General features: G+C 47.2%; 23 protein-coding genes and 1 pseudogene. 13 read left to right on the top strand and 11 right to left on the bottom strand.

Annotated features, from left to right (window positions below; genetic code table 11):
- Window positions 1–129: 129 nt before the first annotated feature.
- On the top strand, window positions 130–1776 hold the full coding sequence (locus ABUA47_RS10830; protein WP_009037057.1) for a S41 family peptidase: 1647 nt from the start codon (window positions 130–132) through the stop codon (window positions 1774–1776).
- A gap of 63 nt (window positions 1777–1839) precedes the next feature.
- On the opposite strand, the gene panD is transcribed toward ABUA47_RS10830, so the two are convergent.
- Together panD and panC are read right to left on the bottom strand one after the other, a co-directional pair.
- Window positions 1840–2193: an aspartate 1-decarboxylase gene (gene panD, locus ABUA47_RS10825; protein ID WP_005823568.1), complete on the bottom strand. Its 354-nt coding sequence runs from the start codon at window positions 2191–2193 to the stop codon at window positions 1840–1842.
- A gap of 32 nt (window positions 2194–2225) precedes the next feature.
- Window positions 2226–3083: a pantoate--beta-alanine ligase gene (gene panC, locus ABUA47_RS10820; RefSeq protein ID WP_039162208.1), complete on the bottom strand. Its 858-nt coding sequence runs from the start codon at window positions 3081–3083 to the stop codon at window positions 2226–2228.
- Between the two features lie 246 nt (window positions 3084–3329).
- Between panC and ABUA47_RS10815 the strand changes: the two genes are divergently transcribed.
- Both ABUA47_RS10815 and ABUA47_RS10810 read left to right on the top strand, forming a co-directional pair.
- Window positions 3330–4154: a glycogen/starch synthase gene (locus ABUA47_RS10815; RefSeq protein WP_009037059.1), complete on the top strand. Its 825-nt coding sequence runs from the start codon at window positions 3330–3332 to the stop codon at window positions 4152–4154.
- A 23-nt stretch (window positions 4155–4177) separates the two neighbouring features.
- On the top strand, window positions 4178–5761 hold the full coding sequence (locus ABUA47_RS10810; protein WP_035449965.1) for a DUF4270 domain-containing protein: 1584 nt from the start codon (window positions 4178–4180) through the stop codon (window positions 5759–5761).
- 80 nt (window positions 5762–5841) lie between these two features.
- Here the strand turns inward: ABUA47_RS10810 and ABUA47_RS10805 are convergent, their stop codons facing one another.
- Genes ABUA47_RS10805 through ABUA47_RS10795 form a run of 3 tightly spaced genes read right to left on the bottom strand, consistent with a single transcriptional unit; the run spans window position 5842 to window position 10498 of the window.
- Window positions 5842–7257 (bottom strand): glycoside hydrolase family 57 protein, encoded by a 1416-nt coding sequence (locus ABUA47_RS10805; RefSeq protein WP_005823576.1) that lies wholly within the window; start codon window positions 7255–7257, stop codon window positions 5842–5844.
- A 17-nt stretch (window positions 7258–7274) separates the two neighbouring features.
- Entirely contained in the window at window positions 7275–8543 is a 1269-nt protein-coding gene (locus ABUA47_RS10800) for a glycosyltransferase family 4 protein (RefSeq protein ID WP_005823578.1), read from the bottom strand.
- A 14-nt stretch (window positions 8544–8557) separates the two neighbouring features.
- On the bottom strand, window positions 8558–10498 hold the full coding sequence (locus tag ABUA47_RS10795) for a glycogen debranching enzyme N-terminal domain-containing protein (RefSeq protein ID WP_005823580.1): 1941 nt from the start codon (window positions 10496–10498) through the stop codon (window positions 8558–8560).
- Window positions 10499–10668: 170 nt separating this feature from the next.
- Between ABUA47_RS10795 and ABUA47_RS10790 the strand changes: the two genes are divergently transcribed.
- Window positions 10669–11358 carry a rhomboid family intramembrane serine protease gene (locus ABUA47_RS10790; RefSeq protein ID WP_005823585.1) on the top strand — a complete coding sequence of 230 codons (690 nt, stop codon included), beginning with the start codon at window positions 10669–10671 and terminating at the stop codon, window positions 11356–11358.
- A 101-nt stretch (window positions 11359–11459) separates the two neighbouring features.
- Window positions 11460–12122: a Crp/Fnr family transcriptional regulator gene (locus ABUA47_RS10785; protein WP_005823588.1), complete on the top strand. Its 663-nt coding sequence runs from the start codon at window positions 11460–11462 to the stop codon at window positions 12120–12122.
- A 20-nt stretch (window positions 12123–12142) separates the two neighbouring features.
- On the opposite strand, the gene ABUA47_RS10780 is transcribed toward ABUA47_RS10785, so the two are convergent.
- The 4 genes from ABUA47_RS10780 to mscL all read right to left on the bottom strand — a co-directional run bounded on the left by ABUA47_RS10780 (window position 12143) and on the right by mscL (window position 16708).
- Window positions 12143–12829 carry an SGNH/GDSL hydrolase family protein gene (locus ABUA47_RS10780; protein WP_035449967.1) on the bottom strand — a complete coding sequence of 229 codons (687 nt, stop codon included), beginning with the start codon at window positions 12827–12829 and terminating at the stop codon, window positions 12143–12145.
- Between the two features lie 81 nt (window positions 12830–12910).
- Window positions 12911–14218 carry a glutamine-hydrolyzing GMP synthase gene (guaA, locus tag ABUA47_RS10775; RefSeq protein WP_005823591.1) on the bottom strand — a complete coding sequence of 436 codons (1308 nt, stop codon included), beginning with the start codon at window positions 14216–14218 and terminating at the stop codon, window positions 12911–12913.
- Between the two features lie 39 nt (window positions 14219–14257).
- Window positions 14258–15811 carry a glutamine-hydrolyzing GMP synthase gene (guaA, locus tag ABUA47_RS10770; RefSeq protein WP_005823593.1) on the bottom strand — a complete coding sequence of 518 codons (1554 nt, stop codon included), beginning with the start codon at window positions 15809–15811 and terminating at the stop codon, window positions 14258–14260.
- Between the two features lie 462 nt (window positions 15812–16273).
- Complete coding sequence (gene mscL / locus ABUA47_RS10765) at window positions 16274–16708, bottom strand: large-conductance mechanosensitive channel protein MscL (protein ID WP_035449968.1); 435 nt, start codon at window positions 16706–16708, stop codon at window positions 16274–16276.
- A gap of 140 nt (window positions 16709–16848) precedes the next feature.
- Between mscL and gap the strand changes: the two genes are divergently transcribed.
- The 7 genes from gap (at window position 16849) to ABUA47_RS10730 (ending at window position 24076) form a co-directional block, all read left to right on the top strand.
- Window positions 16849–17859, top strand: coding sequence for a type I glyceraldehyde-3-phosphate dehydrogenase (gap, locus tag ABUA47_RS10760; protein ID WP_005835458.1), 1011 nt, complete (start codon window positions 16849–16851; stop codon window positions 17857–17859).
- A 140-nt stretch (window positions 17860–17999) separates the two neighbouring features.
- Window positions 18000–20057 carry a M3 family metallopeptidase gene (locus ABUA47_RS10755; protein WP_349824521.1) on the top strand — a complete coding sequence of 686 codons (2058 nt, stop codon included), beginning with the start codon at window positions 18000–18002 and terminating at the stop codon, window positions 20055–20057.
- Window positions 20054–20578, top strand: coding sequence for a DUF4847 family protein (locus ABUA47_RS10750; RefSeq protein ID WP_009037063.1), 525 nt, complete (start codon window positions 20054–20056; stop codon window positions 20576–20578). Before ABUA47_RS10755 ends, ABUA47_RS10750 begins: the two co-directional genes overlap by 4 nt.
- A 12-nt stretch (window positions 20579–20590) precedes the next feature.
- Window positions 20591–21049: a deoxycytidylate deaminase gene (locus ABUA47_RS10745; RefSeq protein ID WP_005835453.1), complete on the top strand. Its 459-nt coding sequence runs from the start codon at window positions 20591–20593 to the stop codon at window positions 21047–21049.
- 57 nt (window positions 21050–21106) lie between these two features.
- On the top strand, window positions 21107–22846 hold the full coding sequence (locus ABUA47_RS10740; RefSeq protein ID WP_035449970.1) for a S41 family peptidase: 1740 nt from the start codon (window positions 21107–21109) through the stop codon (window positions 22844–22846).
- Window positions 22764–23294 carry a 5-formyltetrahydrofolate cyclo-ligase gene (locus ABUA47_RS10735; protein WP_035449971.1) on the top strand — a complete coding sequence of 177 codons (531 nt, stop codon included), beginning with the start codon at window positions 22764–22766 and terminating at the stop codon, window positions 23292–23294. Before ABUA47_RS10740 ends, ABUA47_RS10735 begins: the two co-directional genes overlap by 83 nt.
- Window positions 23291–24076 carry a histidinol-phosphatase gene (locus ABUA47_RS10730; RefSeq protein WP_349831604.1) on the top strand — a complete coding sequence of 262 codons (786 nt, stop codon included), beginning with the start codon at window positions 23291–23293 and terminating at the stop codon, window positions 24074–24076. Before ABUA47_RS10735 ends, ABUA47_RS10730 begins: the two co-directional genes overlap by 4 nt.
- Here the strand turns inward: ABUA47_RS10730 and ABUA47_RS10725 are convergent.
- Complete coding sequence (locus ABUA47_RS10725; protein WP_005823615.1) at window positions 24069–24359, bottom strand: DUF721 domain-containing protein; 291 nt, start codon at window positions 24357–24359, stop codon at window positions 24069–24071. The two genes, ABUA47_RS10730 and ABUA47_RS10725, sit on opposite strands and share 8 nt — an antisense overlap.
- Entirely contained in the window at window positions 24356–25468 is a 1113-nt protein-coding gene (recF, locus tag ABUA47_RS10720) for a DNA replication/repair protein RecF (protein ID WP_005823617.1), read from the bottom strand. Before recF ends, ABUA47_RS10725 begins: the two co-directional genes overlap by 4 nt.
- A 237-nt stretch (window positions 25469–25705) precedes the next feature.
- Here recF and ABUA47_RS10715 point away from each other — a divergent pair.
- Window positions 25706–26137: pseudogene (locus tag ABUA47_RS10715) on the top strand (hypothetical protein); the annotation flags it as partial.

Genomic DNA, 26137 nt, shown 5'->3' with positions numbered 1-26137 from the left:
GAATGAGCAGCTAAAAAAATAAGAATCTGTCATGAAAGGTGGAGACATACGAACTCCACCTTTTTTATTCTACTACAACCTCTCCCTCTACTTTCCCCTTCTAGCATACAATTTAAATATTTCAAGAATATGAAACGTATTTATCTATCCCTCCTTCCCTGTCTGGCTTCCCTATTGGCAAGCGCCCAAGAGCCCCTAAACGGGGATTCCCTTGCCTCAGACTTTCGGTATCTGGTAAAAGAACTGGCAGCAACCCATCCCGACCCTTACAGCGGCTTCGGAGGAAAAGTATTCTTCTACGAACAAGCTTTCCATCTGGAGAACGAGTTACGCCGGACTCCCGGTACGAAACAGACCTTTTTTGACAAGGTAAGCATTTTCCTATCCAATCTGCAAGACGGACATACCTACCTTTTACCTCCCACAGCCAATCAACAAGCAAATCAGCGTTACCTGGCACTGGAAGTACGCACCATCCCCGACGGCATTATACTTCAAGGAATCCCTGAAACGTACAAAGACTTGTTAGGTAGCCGTATCACAACCATCAACGGAGATTCTTTAGAAGAGGTACTGGCCCGCACTGCCGCTATCCAAGCCAGTGAAAACCTATATGACCGTTATGCCAATCTATGCAGGTCCATGCCTACGGAACATTTCTTGAGACAGCTTTTCCCTGAAATGAAAGACAACCTTCACCTCTCACTTCTTACTCCCGACGGCAAATCAAGAGGATTAACCCTTCCCTTATTGTCAAGGCAGGAAGTGCAAAACACACCCATGCAACACAATAACAGTTGGAAAGCTTATACAGACAAACAACTGGCCTATCAGTTCATAGACAACGACAAGCAAATAATGCTCATCAATATCAACAGTATCATGGCACGGGATAATTTTGAGTATATGCAAAAACAAGGGCTGAAAGATTTATACCGGCAAATAGGATTCTATTATCGGGATATCCTGAAACAAGAGATGCCCGCCGATACCCTGCTAGCCATTCGGCAACTCCCGTCCCTTTCCGAAGTTTTCGCCCATATGCTGAAAGAGATGAAGAAGGAAGCCTCCTCCACCCTCATCATAGATTTGCGCAACAATAGCGGTGGCTGGACTCCAATTGTCCTACCCACACTTTACCAACTGTTCGGCGACCACTTCCTGCAAACGGATATGGATATAGAATTCTATCGTATCATCTCTCCCCTCTACATGCAAAAACTACAGACAAACTTACAGGATTTCAACCAAGCATACGGAACAGACTATGCCTACGGTGACTACACTTTTAGTACGGACGAAGCAGACACCACAAACATAGAACAGCGACGGACCGACTTCATCAAGAACTGTATATCCAGTGTGCCGGAAGAACTGAGAAAGCAACAAGGAAAGGCGCTCTATACTCCGGAACACATTTACGTCATTACCAACGAACGTACCTTCAGTGCAGCTTTCCACTACACTTTCTATCTGTGGAAAATGGGTGCTACCCTTGTAGGAATACCCAGCGGACAAGCCCCCAATACCTACATGGAACAAACCTTATTCCGGCTACCCTATACCGGTATGCAAGGCTCTATCTCCAACTCCATACAAATATGCTTTCCGGGCAAAGACCGGTGTGCCCACACACTTTATCCAGACTTGATGCCCACCTATCAGGATTACCAAAGATATAATTTCGATGTCCAAACTGAGATTCTGTATTTACTCGACAAGATTAAATCGGCTCCTCATTCTCATACGAACCCTGCGGAGAAGAATCAGAAGTAAAACAAAGCCCCGTTTACAAATAAATTGCAAACAGGGCTTTATTTCCATATTTCAATATGGAGACTACTTCACCACCTTGTTCGTTGCCGGGTCGGGGAAAATCACCGTCGGCTTGAACGACTTGGCTTCTTCAAAGTCCATCAGCGCGTAGGACATGATAATAACGATGTCATCAGGTTGCACCTTGCGGGCTGCCGCACCGTTCAGGCAAATTTTGCCAGAGCCACGCTCGCCTTTAATAATGTAGGTTTCAAAACGTTCACCGTTATTATTGTCGGCTATATACACCTTCTCGCCGGCAATCATGTTGGCGGCATCCATCAAATCTTCATCAATCGTAATGCTTCCCATATAGTTCAGGTTCGCTTCCGTGACGCGGGCACAATGGATTTTCGACTTCAACACTTCAATCATCATATCTTTATAAATTACGAATTACTAATTATAAATTACAAGGCAGCAGGCTCTTTGTACTTGATATTATCAATCAGACGAACTTCCCCACAGAATACTGTGATGCAACCCACAGCATAAGAAGTTTCCTCCCAATCGGTAATCTTCTGTAAGGTATTGCCATCCACCAGCTCAAAGTATTCCAAACGCAATCCGGGGGCGGCTGCGATGGTGTCTTCCACAAACTTCTGTGTCTCAGCTACCGTATGTGAAGCTCCAAAGGTACGACTTTCAAATAAAGTCTGCGAAATTTTCAGTGCATTTTTACGTTCTTCGGCAGATAAACGGGCATTGCGACTGCTCAGAGCCAACCCGTCTTCCTCACGCACAATCGGACACCCTACAATTTCCAAAGGATATTTCATCTGGCGGACCATCTCGCGAATAATTGCCAGCTGCTGGAAATCTTTCTCGCCAAAGTAGGCACGATCCGGCTGCACAGCATCAAACAGTTTGCTCACAATCTGGCAGACACCGTTAAAATGTCCCGGACGGAATGCTCCTTCCATCACTGTGTCCAGCGGCGCATAGCTGAAACGGCGGGCATCCGGTTCCGGATACATCTCCTCCACTGAAGGTGCAAAGACAAATGCCGCTCCACACTCCTCCAGCAAACAGCAATCAGCCTCCGGCGTACGGGGATATTTCACTAAATCATTCTTGTCATTAAACTGGGTCGGATTTACAAAAACGCTTACTACGGCAGCGTCATTTTCTGCCACACAACGTTTCACCAATGAGGCATGACCGGCATGCAAAGCACCCATCGTAGGCACCAGACCTACCTTCTTTCCCTGGGCTCTCAAAGCCGAAAGTCCGGCCTGCAAGTCCTTGATAGTATGTACTATTTCCATTTTAATTGGTTATATAATAACTTGGTTGTTCGCAAAAGCGGTGCAAAATAAACCATTATTTAGCATATAAAGAAGAAATATCGCAAATTAATGCAAAACTCAGTACACTTTCCGGCAATTCCAGAAGCAGCTGTCTCACTGAATAACAAGCAGTTAACAATTCATAAGGAATTATAGACGGGCTCCGTTTGCTTTATTGCCCGATTTTTTTTATATCTTTGCAGAATAATTGAGAACATTGTTATTATGACAAAGGCGAACAAGGTTTTATTTATAACCCAAGAAATTACCCCTTACGTTTCAGAATCCGAAATGTCCCTCGTAGGCAGAAACCTACCTCAGGCTATTCAAGAAAAAGGCAGAGAAATCAGAACGTTTATGCCCAAATGGGGAAATATCAACGAACGCAGAAACCAGCTGCATGAGGTGATACGACTCTCCGGCATGAACCTCATCATTGACGATACCGATCACCCGCTCATCATCAAGGTTGCCTCTATCCAGTCTGCACGTATGCAAGTATACTTCATCGACAACGATGACTACTTCCAGAACCGCTTGCAGGTAACAGACGAAAATGGTGAAGAGTATGAAGACAATGATGCCCGTGCCATCTTCTATGCCCGCGGCGTACTGGAAACGGTGAAGAAACTGCGTTGGTGTCCCGACATCATCCACTGCCACGGCTGGATGACCGCTTTAGCGCCTCTGTACATCAAAAAAGTCTATAAAGACGAACCTTCCTTCAGAGATGCCAAGGTCATATTTTCCCTTTATGAAGATGACTTCAAACAACCTTTCCACGCAGACTTCTCTAACAAGCTATTGTTGAAAGGCATCGCCAAGAAAGATATTGCAGGATTGAAGGAACCCATTGACTACACAGCACTTTGCAAACTGGCTGCTGACTTCTCCGACGGCATTATCCAGCAAAGCGAACACGTCAATGAGGAAGTACTGAACTATGCCCGCGAATCCGGAAAACCGGTATTGGAATATCAATCTCCCGAGAACTTTGCTGAAGCCTGCAATGACTTCTACGACAAGGTATGGGAAACAGAACAAAAATAAAATCGATTTAGACAGTTAAAACTATGAAAATAAGATACCTGGGAACATTGCTTTTGGCAGTCCTGACTTTCTTTGGATGCGATGACAACACCGGAACATTAGGTCTGGGTATGTTGCCCGATTCTGACGGCATGTCAGCGCATACTACTACTTTTAATGTAACAACACGTTCATTTGCCGTTGATTCTGTATTTGCCAAAACGAGTACCGGCTATATAGGCAAGTTTTCCGACCCGGAATTCGGTTATTACGAAACAAGTTTCCTTACGGAGCTGAACTGTACGGAAAACTTCTCCCTTCCGGAAGTGTATAAAGTGACCGAACGGGACAGTGAAGGAAATCCAATCAAGGCAACTGGTACAATGACTGCCGACTCGGTAGTTTCAGTGCAACTTGCAGTCTATTATTCCAGTTGGTTCGGCGACTCCCTGAATGCATGCCGGATGAGTATCTATGAATTGGACAAGAAGCTGGACAAAAATCGCTATACCAATATCAATCCGGAAGAGTACTACAACAAGTACGACCCCAAGTCCCTGCTCGGACGTAAGGCTTATTCAGCTTTCGATACGTCTGTTCCGGACTCTGTGAGATTTGAAAAAGACAATAACGGTTATTACACTTTCTATCCCAATGTGACGTTCCCATTGGACAAGAAAACTTTCGGCGAAGACAGAATATTGAAGGTTTATCGCGAGCATCCCGAATACTTTAAAGACGCCGCAACTTTCATAGACAAGATTTTCAAAGGAGTATATGTAAAGAGCGATTACGGAGATGGAACCATCCTCTATGTGGATTATGTGGCTTTAAATATGCAATTCCGTTTCCACCACGTAAATGATACTACCGGTGTAGCACTGAAGAAAAAAGATGGTACAGACTCTTTGTTCTATAGCATGCAGACTGTATTTGCCTCTACCAAAGAGGTTATCCAGGCAAACCAGTTCATGAATTCTGATTTGATAAAGGAAAAGGCTGCCGAACCCCAACACACTTATATCAAATCTCCTGCCGGTATCTTCACCGAAGCTATCATGCCATACGATTCAATATACAACAAACTGACCAATGACACCCTGAATGCCGTGAAGCTGACTTTCACGAATTACAATATAAACAGTGACTACGAATATAGCATGAGTGCTCCCAATGACGTGCTGTTGATACGTAAACAGGACTTGAAGAGCTTCTTTGAAGAGAACAAAGTCAGGGATAATATTACCTCATTTACAACCACCCACAATGCATTTGCTACTAATCAATATGTATTCAGCAACATAGCCCGTTTGGTTACCACTTGCATCAACGAAAAACAAGCTGCCAAGAAAGCCGCCAAAGACAAAGCCGGCAGTTCTTGGAATGAGACAGAGTGGGAGAAAACTTGGAACAAAGAAAATGAAGACTGGGATAAGGTATTGCTGATTCCGGTTTCCATTACCTATGACAACAGTACAAGTAGTAGCGGTAACAAAACCATGACCGGTATCCAAAACGACCTTAAGCCGGGATATGCCAAACTAAAAGGCGGCCCGAAAGAGAATGCAAAAGGTGAAGTGGAATCTCCGCTGAAAATAGAAGTTACATACACCAGTTTCAACAAGTAACTGACAGATATTCCATAAAAAAGCCTTCCACTCATTGTTGAGCGGAAGGCTTTTTTGATTGATGGGACAAGCTGCCGATATTATTCAGCAGCCTTTTTAGTTGTTTTCTTTGCGGCAGGCTTTTTGGCAGGAGCCTTGGTCTTTGCCGGTTTTTCTGCGGCAGATTTAGCTGTAGCCTTGCTCTCTTTCTTTTCTGCAGCCTTTATCTTCTCTAACTTGGCCTGTGCTTTCTCCAATTCCTTATGCAGTTCCTCTATCTCGGCACCTTGGTTCTGGATAGTGGTCAGCAATGCATTCAGTTCTTCATTATCTATATCCACCGGATAGAGAGAATCGACACGTTTGATAAAGTCACCAAGAATATTCATATAATTGGTAAAAGCATCAAAAGGAGATTCATAAATGCCACGGTTCAAACCGACACCGCTTTGCTTGGTAGTCATGAAACGGAAGTTGTTACTTGCCTGCAGATAATCCCAGTCTTGCTTGATACGGCGGTCATCACAGAGATGGACACGTTCGGCAACACTATACAGCTTGTTGAATGCTTCACGCTGCATCACATTACCCAGCCAACAGCTGGTATCTCTTTCTTCGTCCACCCAAGACATCGGGTATGGAACATCCAACTGGGAAACAGATTTCAGTTTGGTAACGATTTCCGTCGGTGTGGAGAAAGTAATCCCCTTTTCCTTGGCACAGTATGGAAGAGCCTTCAGGAATTCCAGAATATTGGAAGACAACGGCTGTGCCATACCCAGAGCAGAGAGTTCCATAAAGACATTGATGACCTGCTCTTCCTGCGGCAGAGCGTCAATCCAGTTGATGTACTTGTCGGCAAACAAAGGATACTCGTTCCACTCGGAGTTGGAGAAGCGCAGGCTGATGTCGTCAGACAGCTTAAAATCACGCAACAGTAACTTCAAGTTAGGATTCATAGAGCAATGGTATACATAGTGCGGACTCTTCCAACCCAGAACATGCTTGGCTCCTTCCGTCAGCATACCCTTGAATCCCAAAGCTGCCACCATCGCACCAATCTCATCATTATAAATCAGGCTGGAATTACGGAACACCTTCGGCGCCTTACCGAACATTTGCTTCATCTTAGCGCTCTGACGCATCACCTCTTCCTTGAAGCAATCCTCGTTGGCCAGAGAAGAAAGGCCATGGGAATAAGGCTCGGCAAGGAACTCACAGCAACCGGTATCATTCAGCTGGTGCAACAAGTCGATGACAGCCGGTGCATATATTTCCAACTGCTCCAGCGCAACCCCCGAGATGGAGAAAGCCACTTTAAACGCACCTCCGGAATTCTTCACCATTTCAATCAAGGTGTTCAATGCCGGGATATAAGAGCGTTCGGCTACATCATTGATACTGGTTTCATTGGCATAATCATCGTAGTAATAATGATCGGTACCTATATCAAAGAAACGGTAACGTTTCAGATGAATGATTTGATGTATTTCAAAATAAAGACAGATAGTTCTCATTTCTATTATTGTTTTTGTTATTTACCATAGTTTCTTAACACATCCTCGTAGAGGGCGCGGATTCTCAAGCCTACTTTTTCCCACGTGATTCCATCCACTTCTTTCCTGCCTTCCTCCTGCAGATATTGGAAGAGAGCGGGATTAGTGCAGAGGGAATAAATGGCATCGGCCATTGCATGAATGTCCCAATAATCGGTCTTAATGACCTTATCAAGAATTTCACCGCATCCCGACTGCTTGGAAATGATGGAAGGAGTCCCACACTGCATGGCTTCCAGCGGAGCGATACCGAAAGGCTCGGAAACGGAAGGCATAACGAATACATCACTGTTCTTGTAAACCTCATATACCTGCTTTCCCTTCATGAAGCCCGGGAAGTGGAACCGGTCGGCGATGCCCCGCTCGGCTGCCAGATTAATCATGGCATCCATCATATCTCCCGAACCGGCCATAACAAAGCGGATGTTGCGGGCACGCTGCAATACCAGCGAAGCTGCTTCCACAAAGTATTCCGGTCCCTTCTGCATGGTGATACGGCCCAGGAATGTCACAATCTTCTCTTTGGAATGGTCGGGACGTGGAATGTCCTGGTATTCCTGCGAGAGAGGATAGACGGCATTGTGCATGGCAAACACCTTCTTGGGGTTCTGATGGTACTGCTCAATAACCGTGCGGCGGGTCAGTTCGGACACGCACATGATGCAGTCGGCATAATCCATACCGTTCTTCTCCATAGAATAGACGGTAGGATTGACTTTTCCACGTGAACGGTCAAAGTCAGTAGCATGGACATGGATGCAGAGCGGCTTTCCGCTCACCATCTTGGCATGCACTCCGGCGGGATACGTCAGCCAGTCGTGGGCATGAATAATATCAAATTCCTGCTGGCGAGCCACTACTCCGGCAATCACCGAGAAGTTGTTTATCTCTTCGTGCAGGTTGCCGGGATAACCGCCGGCAAAGTCCATGCAGCCTATGTCATTGACGTGCATATAAGAGAAATCCGAATAGATATGGTCACGAAAAGAATAATAATCTTCCGGCGTCATGTTGCGCGTCAGCCTCGACTTCAAATAATTGTAATCGACATCACGCCACACGATAGGCACCTGGTTCATGCCCACTATCTTCAAGAAGTCCTCTTCTTCGCCCGTCGGCTTGGGCATGCAGAAAGTAGTTTCCACATCACCCTGCAAACTTAATCCCTTAGTTATTCCATAAGAAGCAACCGCAAGACCACCATATATTTTGGGAGGAAATTCCCATCCAAACATTAAAACTTTCATCTTCGTTCCTCCTATTATAAATTATACTTAGACAATAACTTCAAGATACGCAGGATTTCCGCCGTATTCATGGCAAATGACACCGCCCCTCTTCCAACAAACGGAGGATTACCATCGAAGAGTTCGGGCAATGCGCCAATACAGTGGGAAGTCATTTCATCTTCCATACCGATGAGGTATCTCTCTACAAACGACACGCCACTCACTTTATAGATACGCAGATATGCTTCCATGTAGAAACCCATCAGCCACGGCCATGCCGTACCCTGATGATAGGCATAATCTCTTTGAATCTGAGGACCTACATAATTCGGATTGTATCCGCCACTCTTGGGGCTCAGTGTACGCAAGCCCTTCGGAGTCAACAGTTCTTTCGTCACAATATCAAGCACCTGTTTCTTCTGGGCCCTATCCAACGGAGAATAGTCAAAGGCAACGGTAAATATCATGTTGGGACGTACGCTCCAGTCCATCATATAACCATCCACATAGTCGAACAGATAGCCATACTCATTGCGGAAGACGTCTACGAAAGACTTTCCGGTGATTTCTGCCTGAGCGTCCAGTGTATCGGCAAGAATTTCATTGCCCCCCTCCCGAACCATATCGGCTACAAAACGCAGGGCATTGTACCACAGTGCATTCACTTCTACAATGTAGCCCGTACGTGGAATAACCGGGCGGCCATTGGCGGTAGAGTTCATCCAGGTAACCGCTTTCTCGGTGCCATTGGTATACAACAGTCCGTTTTCGTGCAGGAAGAGATTGTCATGCCTGCGTTCATGGATATAGTCAACAATCTCCTCGAGAAGATTACCGTACATCTGCCGGCAATTTTCACGCGAAGTCTCCTTGGCATACTGCTGTAAAGCCCAGACAGCCCACAGCAGCACATCCGGATGCTCCATCTCGTATATCTTATAGGAGGAAGGTTCTCCATTGATAAACTCACGGATAGCCTTTTCGGCTGTTTTCATCACGTCTTCAAATTCATCTTGCTCGCCTAAGGCCAAAGTAAGACCCGGCAGGGAGATGAACAAGTCACGGGCGCGACACTTGAACCAAGGATAGCCTGCAAGCACATAATGCTCCTCCCCCTGCTTGTTGTGAAACTGGTGCGCCGAGTTTTTCAGACAGTGGTAAAAACTGTCACGCGGAGTGCGGTCGGCCACCTCGGACTCAAAAGTCTGCTTCAGCTTGCGGGGAGAAATCTCGGAGATACCGGCGGAGAAGACAACGCTTTCCCCTTTCTTTATATCCACTTCAAAATATCCCGGCACATAAAGGTCTTCGTTGAAGTCATATCCGCGTTCCTGTTCTTTGGGATACTCGATACCACGATACCAGTCAGGCTGGAAGTGGAACTCATTCTTTTTGTTGAGCTGCATGAACAACTCCGGATAACCGGGATACATGCAGGTTTTAATGCCATTCTCTACCAACTGGTAGTCGCGGCTTGCCTGCGCATTTTCGTGCGTGTACTCGCGCACACTGCGGAATGCCAGGAAAGGGCGGAAACGAAGTGTGGTTGCCGAATGGGCATCGACCAAGGTATAACGAATCAGAATCCGATTTTCATGGTGTACGAAAATCTTTTCCTTACGAAGGATGACGCCTCCTACACGATAGGTAGTTGTGGGGATATTTTCACAGTCAAACTCTCGGATATACTTGTGCCCGTTAGGACTGAAGTGGTTTCCTTGATACTTATGCAACCCCAGGTTGAACTCCGCACCGTGCTGAATTACAGTTTCATCCAAAGAAGACAGCAGCACATGGTTTTCATCATCGAGGTTGGGGACCGGTATCACCAACAGACCGTGATATTTGCGTGTGTTACAATCTACAATTGTTGTACAATGATAGGCTCCCGACCTATTCGTCCGCAATATCTCCCTTGGCAAAGATTCTTGCAGATTAATCATCAGGGTCTTGTCAAATCGTAAATAACTCATAGTTGTGCATTATTTAAAGGTTAATTATTTCGGTATATGCGCTACAAGCCATGTAGCGATGCCCAAAAATACGAATTAAAGCTTATAGGCAAAATAAAAAGTCAGTTTTTTTTCGGTTTTCGTCAAATATTCCGTAGTATTGTACAAAAATAGCAATCACTGTACGAAATATGAAGCATGATATACGCAGAATGGCATTGGCGGCGGTTATACCCCTATTCCTGCTATTCATTTTATACATTTTAAAGTTTTTGGAGACAGGCATGGATTGGAACTTCACACGACTGGGAGTATATCCGATGGAACAGCGGGGCGTGTTCGGAATTTTCGCACATCCACTGGTACACAGCAGTTTCAAGCATCTGTTCGCCAATACGATTCCACTCTTTTTCCTGATGTGGTGTCTGTTCTATTTCTACCGGCATATAGCCCCCTACATCTTCTTTGCCATTTGGATAGGATGCGGTGCGCTTACCTTTCTTATAGGGAAACCGGGATGGCATATCGGAGCCAGCGGCATCATATACGGACTGGCTTTTTTTCTGTTCTTCAGCGGCATTCTGCGCAAACATGTACCGCTTATCGCCATTTCACTGTTGATAACGTTCCTATATGGCGGCCTGGTATGGAATATGTTCCCACAATTTGCCAAAGCCACCACTTCCTGGGAAGGACACCTTAGCGGAGCCATAGCAGGCACGCTATGCGCCATAGGCTTTATGGAATACGGTCCCCAACGGCCCGATCCGTTTGCCGGAGAGGAAGACGAAGAGGAAGACGAAGATGAGGAAAACAATGAGGATGAGGACGATAAGAAGGAAGAGGAGAAGGATGAGGATTCGTCTACAAGGATTGAATAGCACGTTTAAGAAACAATAAAAAAAACAAAAAGAGGGGCAAAGAGTTTACAGTACACCTTGATAATATCTACTTTTGTTTCAAAACAAGAAGAAAAAGCATTATGAATACAATGTTTGATACATTACTGCAACTGCCACTCTTTCAAGGACTCGCACAAGAAGACTTTACCAATATCCTGGGGAAAGTCAAGCTGAGCTTTACAAAGCATAAAGCCGGCGAAGTTATCGTGAAAGCCGGTGACACATGCAGTCAACTGATATTCGTATTGAAAGGTGAAATCTCCTCATGTACTTCATCTGCGAATACATCATACAGCTCCACGGAATATTTTCAGGCACCTTATGTCATCGAGCCACAATCTCTGTTCGGGATGAGCACCTCCTACGTCTCGGCCTATACCGCCCAAACCGAGACCCACACAGTGAGCATCAGCAAGGCTTTCGTCATGAGCGAATTGTTCAAATATGACATATTCCGCCTGAATTACATGAATATCATCAGCAACCGCGCCCAAAGCCTAAACAGCCGTCTTTGGGCAGAAAGCACCGACAACCTTGAGAAACGTATCGGCAACTTTATCCTGACACATATCGAACGTCCGTCAGGCAGGAAAATACTGAAAATAAAAATGGAAGAATTGGCTCAGGTGGTCAATGATACCCGTATGGGAGTATCAAGAGCGTTGAACAGCATGCAGGAGAAAGGCCTGCTCGAACTGCACAGAGGCGAGATGATGATTCCCGACGCAGAAAAGCTCTTATAGGCCACCTGAACCGAGATTTCCTACAACACCTTGTCTATCGCTTTCTTTATCAAGGCTTCCATCACTTTATACCCTTCTAGAGTGGGGTGTACCCCATCCCGGGTATACGAGGAGTTCAGAGTCTTATTGTCGCCTTCCACCATCTCACTGTAATAGTCGACATAAGGAATCTTGTTTTCCTGGGCATACTTCCGGATTCTGGCATTCAGCTGCATTATCTTTTGCGGAGCATCCTTCACCGAAGGATTCCAGCCAAAGGCAGCGGCAGGCAACACAGACGTCAAAATCACCTTTATCTTATTGGCCCGTGCCAGCTCTACCATAGACACTATATTTCCAAAAGTGTATTCTTCATTATAAGCGCCTGCATTTTCCGCAATGTCATTGGTACCTGCATTTATCACGACCAGCGCCGGAGCAAGCTTGATGACATCTTCGCGAAAACGGAGCAGGAAATGGGAAGAAGTCTGCCCGCCTATACCACGGCCCACATAACCGTTGTCTTCAAAGAAAGCGGCATCGTTTGCCACCCATCCTTCCGTGATGGAGTTGCCCATAAAAACCACCCGGTCCTTCTGTTTTCCCTTCCGTACCAGTTCCTTGTTTGCCTCTGCATAGCGTTTCAAATTTCCCCAGTCCTGCTTCTGTGCGTCAGAGGCTACCCAGGGGATGCACAAAAAGACAGCAATCATACATAAAAGTTTCATTGTTCTATTCTTTGTTGTTTTGTTATAAAAAAAACAGCCCCACCGTTTTTAAGGTGAGGCTATCATTATCATTGGTCAATCTCACTCCCACTCGATAGTCGCATTGGGTTTCGGAGACATATCATAACAAACGCGATTGACGGTTTTCACTTCCTTGAGAATACGGTCGGTAATCTTCATTAGGATGGGCCAGTCCACCGGCTCAATGGTAGCGGTCATGGCATCCACTGTGTTGACGGCACGGATAATGACGGGCCAGTCGAACGAACGTGCATTGTCGCGTACACCCACAGATTTGAAATCGGGCACCACAGTGAAATACTGCCATACCTTCTTATCCAGGCCTGCCAGTTGGAATTCCTCACGCAGAATGGCATCCGACTCGCGTACAGCCTCCAAGCGGTCACGGGTAATGGCTCCCAGACAACGTACTCCCAATCCGGGACCGGGGAACGGCTGACGGTAAACCATCTCGTACGGCAATCCAAGCTCTACACCGCATGCACGTACTTCGTCCTTGAACAGCTGGCGCAACGGCTCCACCAATTCAAACTGCAAATCCTCGGGCAGACCGCCTACGTTGTGATGAGACTTCACCATCTTGGCTGTTTTTGTGCCACTCTCTACAATATCGGGATAGATGGTACCTTGTCCCAGGAAGTCGATACCGTCCAGCTTGCGGGCTTCTTCCTCAAAGACACGGATAAACTCTCCGCCGATAATCTTGCGCTTTTCTTCCGGGTCAGCCACGTTTTCCAGCTTGGAGAGGAAACGGTCTGTAGCATCCACGTATATCAAGTTAGCTTTCAGCTCCTTGCCAAAGATTTCCACCACGGCTTCCGATTCGCCCTTACGCATCAGTCCGTGGTTCACGTGTACGCAAACCAGCTTGTCTCCGATGGCTTTCAGCAGCAAAGCGGCCACCACGGAGCTATCCACACCACCGGACAGTGCCAGCAGCACCTTACGGTCGCCCACCTGACGACGTATCAACTCCACCTGGTCGTTGACGAAATTCGTCATGTTCCAGTTCGCCTCAGCCTTGCAAGTATCGAATACGAAAGATTTCACAGCCTCCTTGATGGCTTCCACATCATCCGTAAACTGCGGCAGCTTCACTTCGCACAGCGCCTTGTCGTGTCCGGCAGCCATTACGGGGAATCCCGCTTCGTAAATCTCGGGCAACACGTCGATGGACACCCCGTCAACCACATTGTTGGGGCCGCCGTTGATGATGATGCCTTTCACATTCGGCAAGGCCTTCAGTTCGGCGGCAGTAATGTCGTGCGGGTAGATTTCGCTATATACTCCCAACGCACGAATCGCCCGGGCAAGCACTGTGTTCTCATGGCTTCCCAAATCCAGAATCACAATCATATCCTGCTTCATTCTTCTATATTGTTTTTAAGTTAATAATTTCAGTAGGTCTTATTCCCATTCTATTGTGCTGGGTGGTTTTGAAGAGATGTCATAGGTCACGCGGTTCACACCTTTCACCTTATTTATAATGTCGTTGGACACCTTACCCAGGAATTCGTAGGGCAGATGCGCCCAGTCGGCTGTCATGGCATCGGTGGAAGTGACGGCACGCAAGGCCACTGCACGTTCATAGGTGCGTTCGTCGCCCATCACGCCCACACTCTGTACGGGCAGAAGAATGACGCCCGCCTGCCAGACCTGATGGTAGAGCGATGTCTCGTTGCCGTCGGCATCCTGCACTTTCCAGTCACGCAAGCCCTGAATGAAAATATCGTCGGCTTCCTGCAAAGTATGCACCTTCTCCGGTGTTATATCCCCCAGGATGCGGACAGCCAGTCCCGGACCGGGGAAAGGATGACGGGTAATCAAATGTTCGGGCATTCCCAATTCGCGTCCCACGCGGCGTACTTCGTCCTTGAACAGCCACTGCAACGGTTCGCACAGACGGAGGTTCATCTCCTCGGGCAGACCGCCCACGTTGTGATGGCTCTTGATGGTCTTGCCCGTAATGTTTAGGCTCTCGATGCGGTCGGGATAAATGGTGCCTTGTGCCAACCAACGGGCATCGGTTATCTTGTGCGCTTCGGCATCGAAGACCTCGATAAAATCGCGGCCGATGATTTTACGCTTTTGCTCAGGCTCGGTCACTCCCTCCAAATCCTTGAAGAACTTCTCGCTGGCATCCACGCCAATCACGTTCAGTCCCAGGCATTCGTAGTCGTGCATCACATTCTTGAACTCATTCTTGCGAAGCAGTCCGTGGTCCACAAAGATACAGGTCAAGTTCTTGCCAATGGCACGATGCAGCAACACGGCGGCTACCGAAGAATCCACACCGCCACTCAGTCCCAGGATAACTCGGTCGTTGCCAAGCTGCTCCTTCAGTTCGGCCACAGTAGTATCTACAAACGATGCGGCGCTCCAGCTCTGGCTGCAACCGCATACGTCCACCACGAAGTTGCGCAGCATCTGCGTACCGTCCTCGCTATGAAATACTTCCGGATGGAACTGCACTCCCCACATCTCCTCGCCGGACACCTGGTAAGCAGCAATCGCTACCTTGTCCGTAGAAGCTATAATCTTGAAGTTGTCGGGAATGGCTGTAATCGTGTCTCCATGGCTCATCCATACTTGGGTATTCTTCCTTACCCCTTTGAAAAGGACATTCTCCGAATCGAAAGAACCGAGATGGGCACGTCCGTACTCGCGGGTTCCTGCCGGCTCCACCCGTCCACCGTTGCTGTAGGAGATAAACTGCGCACCGTAGCAGATACCCAGAATGGGGTATTTCCCACGAATCCCGCTCAAATCTACCTTGAATGCACTCTTATCATAAACAGAAAAGGGGCTACCCGAAAGGATAACTCCTTTTACACTCTCATCTCCGTATGGAAATTTGTTGTAAGGTACAATCTCGCAATAGACATTCAATTCGCGCAGCCGGCGGCCGATGAGCTGCGTGGTTTGCGAACCGAAATCAAGAATAATAATCTTCTCTTGCATATAAATCCGTATAGACTTTAATAAATGATTTGCAAAAGTAGAAAAAGTAAAGGAATTATCAGGGATAATGTGACAGAAAAACGTTTTTTTACTAAAAACAGCTTTAATTTCAGGCTAGAACTATCCACAAGGATACTAAAAGCTATTCTTACTACAACCGTGCTGTTTTCTTACCACAGCTATGCAACTTGCTTACCACAGCAATGTTATTTTCTTACCACGGCTGTGGTAAGATTACTGCTTAGTATAAAAAGGGACAGTTTCCGGCGGTACCGGGGAGAGTTAAATGCATTAGGGAATGTATCAAAAGCCATGAACGCTTTCATCATGTTATAATATTAGGCGCGGAATTCTAAGACCTACGCAAGTTTCCTGTGCAAAAACTTGTGTAGGTCTTAGAATTCCGCGCCTAAAAAAAGCGTCAAGAGGGTTTTGACATCCCTATGAAGTTCCGCTTCGATATTACTTTTCTTTCAGCAAATCACGGATTTCGGTCAGCAGCACCTCTTCCTTGCTCGGGGCAGAGGGAGCCGGAGGAGCGGCAGGTGCCTCTTCTTTCTTCTTTTCAGTCAGCTTGGTCAACAACTTTATGAACATGAAGATAGAGAATGCTATAATCAGGAAGTCGAAGGTGACCTGCAAGAAATTACCGTAATTCAGGGTCACGGCAGCAATTTCTTTTCCGTCCACCATTTCGGCAGGTTTCAGCACCCACTTCAAGTCTGTAAAGTTGACACCGCCCACCAGCAGCCCGATAGGAGGCATAATCACATCTGCCACAATGGAGGAGACGATTTTTCCGAATGCCCCACCGATAATCACACCGACGGCCATGTCTATCACATTGCCCTTCATGGCAAAAGCCTTAAATTCCTGTAAAAATGAACTTTTTCCCATCTTTTCAATTATTTAATTATGATTTTGGTTACGAATATAAAAACATTTTCTTACTTTTGCACCGCAAATCAGAAAGAATTGCAATTAGTAAGCGAAAGTTTATTTTTAAACATTATAAAACCCTTAAAAGTTTAAACAAAATGATTAAAGTAGGTATTAATGGATTCGGACGTATCGGACGTTTCGTATTCCGCGCTGCAATGAAGAGAAACGATATTCAGATCGTAGGTATCAACGACCTTTGCCCGGTAGATTACTTGGCTTACATGCTGAAGTATGACACTATGCACGGCCAGTTCGACGGTACTATCGAAGCTGATGTTGAAAACAGCAAGCTGATCGTTAACGGTCAGGCTATCCGCATCACTGCAGAAAGAAACCCGGCTGACTTGAAATGGAACGAAGTAGAGGCAGAATACGTTGTTGAATCTACTGGCTTGTTCTTGAGCAAAGACAAAGCTCAAGCTCACATCGAAGCCGGCGCAAAATATGTTGTAATGTCTGCTCCTTCTAAGGACGACACTCCGATGTTCGTTTGCGGTGTTAACGAAAAGACTTACGTTAAGGGTACTCAATTCGTATCTAACGCTTCTTGTACTACCAACTGCTTGGCTCCTATCGCTAAGGTATTGAACGACAAATGGGGTATCACTGACGGTTTGATGACTACTGTTCACTCTACAACTGCTACTCAGAAGACAGTTGACGGTCCTTCTATGAAAGACTGGAGAGGTGGTCGTGCTGCTTCCGGCAACATTATCCCGTCTTCTACCGGTGCTGCTAAGGCTGTAGGTAAAGTTATCCCGGCATTGAACGGCAAACTGACTGGTATGTCTATGCGTGTTCCGACTTTGGACGTATCTGTAGTTGACTTGACAGTTAACTTGGCTAAGCCCGCTACTTACGCTGAAATCTGCGCTGCCATGAAGGAAGCTTCTGAAGGCGAATTGAAGGGTGTTCTGGGTTACACTGAAGATGCAGTTGTTTCTTCTGACTTCTTGGGTGACACTCGCACTTCTATCTTCGACGCTAAGGCTGGTATCGCTTTGACTGATACTTTCGTTAAGGTTGTATCTTGGTATGATAACGAAATCGGTTATTCTAACAAGGTTCTTGACTTGATTGCTCACATGGCATCAGTTAACTGCTAATATACAGTTAGAAAATAATAAAAAATAGGTGACTTCTGCAGAAGTCGCCTATTTTTTTTGCAATTTTGCAGCTAGTTCGTTTTTTATCAGACCCTTTAAACATGATGAAGATTATACTAACTCTAATATTGCTTTGCTTTATGAACACTATATCGTCTCAAAATCCTTTTTTTGAAACATACTCCACGCTGCACGGCACTGTCCCGTTCGACAAGATTAAGACCGGAGATTACGTACCCGCCATCCGCGAAGGCATCCGCCGCCAAAATGCGGAAATAGAGGCCATCATCCGCAATCCGGAAGTCCCGACATTTGCCAACACAGTGTTGGCCTACGAGAAGTCCGGTGAGATGCTCCACCGTGTCAGCACTGTATTCGGCAATCTGCTCAGTGCCGAAACGGACGATGACCTACAGGAACTGGCCAAAGAAATCATGCCGATGATGAGCGAGCATGCAAACAACATCAGCCTGAACGAAGAGCTGTTTGCACGTATCAAAGCTGTTTACGAACAGCAAGACAAAGAAACATTGAGCCCGGAACAGCACAAACTGCTGGAAGACATTTATAACGGCTTTGTACGCAACGGTGCCAACCTCCTGGGAGAAGATAAGGAGAAATACCGGGCTTTATGCAAAGAGCTCAGCCTGCTGACGCTGCAGTTCAGCGAAAACAACCTGAAAGAAACGAACGACTACAAGCTTGTCATCACCGACAAGTCACAACTGGCCGGGCTGCCCGAGAGCGCGGTAGAAGCCGCTGCAGAGACAGCCGGGGAAAAAGGCGTCGAAGGCTGGGTATTCACCCTGCAGGCTCCCAGCTATGGCCCTTTTCTGACCTACGCAGACAGCCGTGACCTGCGCCGTGAGCTATATATGGCCTACAATACGAAGTGTACGCATGACAACGCCAGCAATAACCTGGAAATTGTAAAGAAACTGGCCAATGTCCGTATGGAGATTGCCCAACTCCTAGGCTATGACAACTTCGCCGAATACAACCTCCAGGAGCGCATGGCACAAAACAGTGAGTCCGTGTATAAGCTGCTGGACCAACTGCTGGAGGCTTACACGCCTACCGCCAAACAAGAATATGCAGAAGTGCAAGCCCTGGCACGCCAAGCGGAAGGAGAAGACTTCGTCCTGATGCCGTGGGACTGGGCGTACTATTCCCATAAACTGAAAGACCGGAAGTTCAATATCGACGATGAGCTGCTCCGCCCTTACTTTGAGCTGAACAACGTGAAGCAAGGCGTATTCGGCCTGGCAACCAGGCTGTATGGCATCACCTTCAAGAAGAATCCGGATATTCCCGTTTATCATAAGGATGTGGATGCCTACGAAGTCTTCGACAAAGACGGGAAATTCCTTGCCGTGTTCTATACCGACTTCCACCCCAGAGCAGGCAAGCGCTCGGGAGCCTGGATGACCAGCTACAAGGAACAGTGGATTGACGAAAAGACCGGTGAGAACAGCCGTCCCCACATATCCATTGTGATGAACTTCACCAAACCGACACAGGACAAACCTGCTTTGTTGACCTTCGGCGAGGTAGAAACCTTCCTGCACGAATTCGGACACAGCCTGCATGGTATGTTTGCCAATTCCACCTACGGAAGCCTAAGCGGGACCAATGTGTATTGGGACTTTGTGGAACTCCCCTCCCAATTCATGGAGAACTTTGCCATCGAAAAGGAATTCCTGCATACGTTTGCCCGCCATTACCAAACCGGAGAACTGATACCGGACGAACTGGTACAGCGCATTGTGGATTCCTCCAACTTCAACGCGGCATACGCCTGCCTCCGCCAGGTTAGCTTCGGCCTGCTCGATATGGCTTGGTACACACGTAACACCCCGTTTGAAGGTGACGTGAAAGCCTATGAAAAGAAGGCTTGGGAAAAAGCACAGATTCTGCCTTCTGTGGCAGAAACCTGCATGAGCACACAATTCTCCCATATCTTTGCCGGAGGATATTCTGCCGGATACTATAGTTATAAATGGGCAGAGGTGCTGGATGCAGATGCTTTCTCGCTATTCAAGCAGACGGGCATCTTCAACCCGGAGACTGCCGCCTCCTTCCGAGAGAATATCCTTTCCAAAGGCGGAACGGAACATCCGATGACGCTCTATAAACGCTTCCGCGGACAAGAGCCTACAATCGACGCATTATTAATCAGAAATGGAATAAAGAAATGAAGAGACTTATAAGGAACATCTTTTGCATGTTGCTCATGTTTTCGCTGCTCCCCCTGCTAAGCGGTTGCGACAACGAGGACGATGTTATCGGAATATTCACCGGGAAGACATGGAAGCTCAGCCGACTCACCAATAAAGGCAGCAATGCCCAATTCTATCCAAACCTTTGGAACAACAATGAGGAAGAGATGAAGAAGAGTCTGGACAAGCTATATAATCAGAAAAGCACCTTCACCCTCAATTTTGAAGGTACTGAACTGGATGGAGAACTGATGGGCACCACCGTCAACGGACAAGGCATCAACTCAAGCGTCAACGGCACTTGGAAAGCCGACGGAGCTTCAGGCTCGCTCAGCATCAGTGTGAAGGTTACGGGGGCTGCAGAAAGCGATGCACTGGCCAAGGCATTCATCTCCGGATTGCAAAACGTGTACAAGTATGAAGGGGATGCCAATTCACTGACCCTCTATTTTAAAGACGGACCGACAACCAGAGTCATGGGATTCACCCCGCAACGATAAAGCATAAATATGATGGACGATTCTACAAAAGACAAACAAGAAGCATTGGATAGGCGTTATATACGTATGGCAAGCATTTGGGCCGAAAATTCGTATTGCCAACGCCGCCAGGTCGGTGCACTGATTGTAAAAGACAAGATGATTATCTCTGACGGCTACAACGGTACCCCTTCCGGTTTTGAGAATGTATGCGAAGATGAGAATAACGTCACCAAACCATACGTGCTCCATGCCGAAGCAAACGCCATTACCAAAATAGCCCGTTCAAACAACAGCAGTAACGGTGCCACCATGTACGTCACTGCCTCCCCCTGCATAGAATGCTCCAAACTGATTATCCAGGCAGGCATCAAACGGGTAGTCTACTCCGAGAAATACCGCCTGGAAGATGGTATCGAACTTTTGAAACGGGCAGGCATCGAGGTAGTGTTTATTTCAATGGATAATGAAAAGTTGAAAATGGAAAGTTGAAAGTTGCATGCGCAGCCAAATAGTAAATTGTAAATAGTCTAATAGTAAATAAACATCATGAGTACAAAAAATACTTCCCGCTTTATGCCGCTCATCATCGCAATCAGCGTAGTCGCGGGAATCCTTATCGGAACGTTTTATGCCAGGCATTTTGCCGGTAATAAACTGGGAATCATCAATAGCTCGTCCAACAAGCTGAATGCCTTGCTGCGTGTTATTGATGACCAGTATGTGGATACCGTCAACATGACCGATTTGGTAGAGAAGGCCATGCCACAGATATTGGCGGAACTCGACCCCCACTCCACCTACATCCCCGCACAGAAGCTGGAAGAGGTAAACTCCGAACTTGAAGGCAGCTTCAGCGGTATAGGTATCCAGTTCACCATTCAAGAAGACACGATACACGTAAACAGCGTGATTCCCGGCGGACCGTCCGAGAAAGTGGGCCTGATGGCAGGCGACCGCATTGTAATGGTCAACGACAGTCTGTTTGCAGGCAAAGGCCTGACAAACGAAAAGGCCATGCGCAACCTGAAAGGTCCGAAAGGAAGCCAAGTGAAGTTAGGCGTCAAGCGTGCCACGGAAAAGGAGTTGCTCGACTTCACCATCACACGCGGTGACATCCCACAAAACACCATTGATGCAGCCTATATGCTCGACGATGACTACGGATATATACAAATCAGCAAATTCGGACGTACCACACACGTGGAGCTGCTGAATGCGATTGCCCAACTGAGCCACGAGAAGTGCAAAGGCCTGATTATCGACCTGCGCGACAATACCGGAGGATACATGGAAGCCGCCACACGCATGGTGAACGAATTCCTGCCGGAAGGGAAGTTGATTGTATATACCCACGGCCGCAAATATCCCCGCATGGAGGAATATGCCAACGGTACCGGCAGTTGCCAGAAGCTGCCGCTAGTGGTATTGGTAAACGAGAGTTCCGCTTCGGCCAGCGAAATCTTTGCGGGCGCCATTCAGGACAATGACCGCGGAACCATTGTAGGACGCCGTTCCTTCGGCAAGGGACTCGTACAGCAACCCATCGACTTCAGTGACGGTTCCGCCATCCGCCTGACCATTGCCCGTTATTACACCCCATCGGGCCGTTGCATCCAGCGCCCCTACGAGAACGGCAAGGACAGCAAATACGAAATGGACTGGATTACCCGTTACGAACACGGCGAGTTCTTCTCCAAAGACAGCATCAAACTGGACGAAAACCTGCGTTACTCTACCGGTTTGGGCAGACCCGTATACGGCGGCGGTGGCATTATGCCGGACGTATTCGTTCCGCAAGACACAACCGGAGTATCTTCTTACCTGATAGAAGTAAGCAACAAGGGACTGATTCTGCAATTCAGCTTCCAGTATACCGACCGCAACCGCGCGAAATTGAGTGAATACGACAATGAAGAAGACTTGTTGAAGTACCTTCGCCACCAGAGTATTGTGGAGCAGTTTGTACGTTTTGCAGACTCCAAGGGAGTAAAACGGCGCAACCTGCTTATCCAAAAGTCCTACAAGCTACTGGAAAGAAGTCTTTACGGCAACATTATCTATAACATACTGGGAAGGGAGCAATACATCCGCTACATCAACCAGAGCGATGCTACCGTCAAGAAAGCATTGGATATTCTGGAACGTGGCGAGGCATTCCCCAAAGCTCCGGAAGCAACACCAATCATAGAGGATAAAAAAGATGATGGAAAGGAAAAAAGAACTGCGCAGGCAGGTAGCTTTGTTGAAGACCCGACACAGCTCTTCCGCTACGCGTCAGTCTGCTGAAATACTTGCCGCCCTCGAGGCACACCCCGCTTTCAGGGCGGCAACAACCGTACTGCTCTACCACTCTCTCAAAGACGAAGTGGACACACACGAATTTATCCGGAAGTGGAGCCGCGAAAAGCGGATACTGCTTCCGGTAGTTGTAGGTGACGACCTGGAACTGCGGCTGTACACCGGACCCGAAGACTTGAAACCTGGCGCATACGGCATCGAAGAACCAACCGGCGAGCTATTTACCGACTATGCAGACATAGACTTCATAGTGGTTCCCGGCGTGGCATTCGACCGTAACGGCAACCGCCTGGGGCGCGGTAAAGGTTACTATGACCGGCTTCTGCCCCGCATCCCATCAGCCCACAAAGCCGGCATCTGCTTCCCGTTTCAACTCGTAGAAGAAGTTCCTGCGGAACCGTTTGATATACGCATGGATGAAATCATTACGCAATGAAAACTAATTATCATACACACACCACACGCTGCATGCATGCCACCGGAGATGACGAAGACTATGTGCTCAGTGCCATCAAAGGCGGTTACCGGATACTCGGGTTTTCAGACCATACTCCCAGGAAATACCGAACCGACTACGTAGCCGACATGCGGATGCTCCCCGAGGAGCTCCCCGGCTACGTGGAGAGTCTCAAGACGCTCCGTGAGAAATACCACGACCGGATAGACATCAGAATAGGACTTGAATGTGAATACTTCCCCCAATATATCCATTGGCTGAAAGAGCAAACCAAGAAGTACCAACTGGACTATATCATCTTCGGAAACCATCACTACCACACCGATGAAAAGTTCCCCTACTTCGGCCATCATACAGACAGCCGCGACATGCTCGAACTTTACGAAGAGAGCGCCATCGAAGGTATGGAAAGCGGATTATTCTCCTGCCTTGCCCATCCGGACTTGTTCATGCGCTCCTATCCGAAGTTCGACCACCATTGCACTACCATCAGCCGGCACATCTGCCGTACTGCTGCACGCCTGAATGTCCCGTTGGAATACAATATAGGCTATGTAGCCTACAATGAAGCGCACGGCTTATCCACCTACCCGTGCCCGGAGTTCTGGCGAATCGCTGCCAATGAAGGCTGTACAGCTATCATCGGACTGGATGCGCATGACAACAAGGATTTGGAAACTCCGATGTATTATGACCGGGCAGTCCGGGAATTAAAGGAACTGAAGATTGAAAGAATAGATGAGCTGAGGATGCTCATCTGAATATGATATTCGTTATGACCTGGGCCCCCACATGACGATTCAAGTTGCGCACCAGCAACTCGCGCCCCATCATCAGTTCCTGGCGCAAAGCAGCAGAAGTGAGGTGCACATAAAGCACCTGGTTCTTTATATAAAGTTCACGGGTGTAGGAGGCAATGGTAGGCCCCAGCACTTCGGGCCACGCACTGATAAGCCGCCGTTCATTCAGCGGAGACTCCAGACTTTCCTGCCTGAGGTAATGACGGATAAGTTCACCTATCTGTTCGGCATTATTGCGCTTCATGCCTCTTCCTCCTTCATTTCGGCAACCGTTCCCTGCTCCACACGGAACATCTTATAATCACTGCCCACTTTATGCAGAATACGGTCCAGGTGTTCGCGGTTGGTATCGGTTATAAAAATCTGTCCAAAACTGTCGCCTGCCACCAACTTGATGATTTGCTCCACACGCGAGGCATCCAGCTTGTCAAAGATATCGTCCAACAACAACAAGGGAACAGTGGTCCCGGTACGTTTCAGGAAATCAAACTGTGCCAGCTTCAACGCTACCAGATAAGTCTTGTTCTGTCCCTGCGACCCTTCACGCTTGATGGGGAAATCTCCCAAAAGCATATTCAGCTCGTCCTTGTGCACACCGCGCAACGAATAGCCCATAATCTGGTCGCGAGCACGGCTTTCCTTCAGCACTTCCAGCAAAGAGGCATCGCGGGCATGAGAGTCATAGCTTAATCCCACCTTCTCCCTATCTTGCGAAATGAATGAATAGAAAGACTGGAAAATAGGAATAAACTCACGGATAAAGGCCTCACGTTTGCGGAACACCACTTCACCGGCTTGTGCCATCATCTCCTCCCAGACCAGAAAGAGCTCTTCCTCCACCGGCTGTTCACTCTTCAGTAAGGTATTCCGCTGCACCAAAGCTTTATTGTATCGTATCAAAGCATCCAGATACTCTTTGTCGTACTGCGAGATAACCACATCCATAAAACGTCGGCGTTCATCACTGCCTCCTGCTATCAACTCCGAATCGGCAGGCGAGACCATGACCAAAGGCAGGAAGCCGATATGGTCCGACAAACGCGTATACTCCTTCTTGTTTCGCTTGAACTGTTTCTTCTGGCGCCTCTTCATACCACAGTAGATTTCCTCAGGAGTCCCATCGGCAGCCTCATAAAACCCTTGAATAACAAAGAAGTCGGCATCATGGCAGATATTCTGGGAATCAATGGGATTACCGGCACTTTTACAGAAAGACAAAAAATACACCGCATCCAGCAGGTTCGTTTTCCCCATGCCGTTCTGTCCGAAAAAGCAGTTTAACTTGGGCGAGAATGAAAGCTCCACCTGCTCCAAGTTCTTATAATTGAGTATAGATATACGTTTCAGTATCATTATAGTAACGATGAGTTCGGTTACAAAGATAATGCAAAACCGAAAGCAGTACAAAATAAGCCTGCTTATTTTTAATACAGAGGTGAAGCCCGGCTTATTGAAAAGTAGAAATAATTTCGGTGTTTTCTGATACAAAACAAAAAAAGATGCCGCTAAATTTCGTTGATAGCTATAAAAAACTTACTTTTGCGGGTCGAAATAGATAAATAAGAATAATAACAAAAAGATTATATAAAAATGGCAGAACAAAAAAAGACGAATGAAGCCTTAAACGTGGAGGATGCACTGACACAATCGGAGGCCTTTTTCATTAAGAACAAAAAAGCAATCATCGGCACTGTAGTAGCAGTAATCATCATCATTGCCGGTGTAGTGATGTACAAGAACCTTTATGCAGACCCCCGTGAAGAAAAAGCACAAGCTGCCTTATTCAAAGGGCAAGAATACTTCGAAGCAGACGCTTATGCACAAGCACTGAACGGTGATAGCATCGGTTTTGCCGGATTTGTAAAAGTGGCAGACGAATACAGCGGCACAAAAGCAGCCAATCTTGCAAAAGCCTATATGGGTCTCTGCTATGCACACCTCGGTAAATATGACGAAGCAGTGAAAGCATTGGACAGCTTTGACGGAGACGACCAAATGGTAGCTCCTGCCATGAAAGGTGCT

Source organism: Bacteroides sp. RTP31139st1_H2_RTP31139_211217 (assembly GCF_040227615.1).
GTDB classification, from domain to species: Bacteria; Bacteroidota; Bacteroidia; order Bacteroidales; family Bacteroidaceae; genus Bacteroides; species Bacteroides uniformis.
Note: the sequence above shows the minus strand (reverse complement) of the source record. Positions and strands in the feature narration are given on the sequence as shown.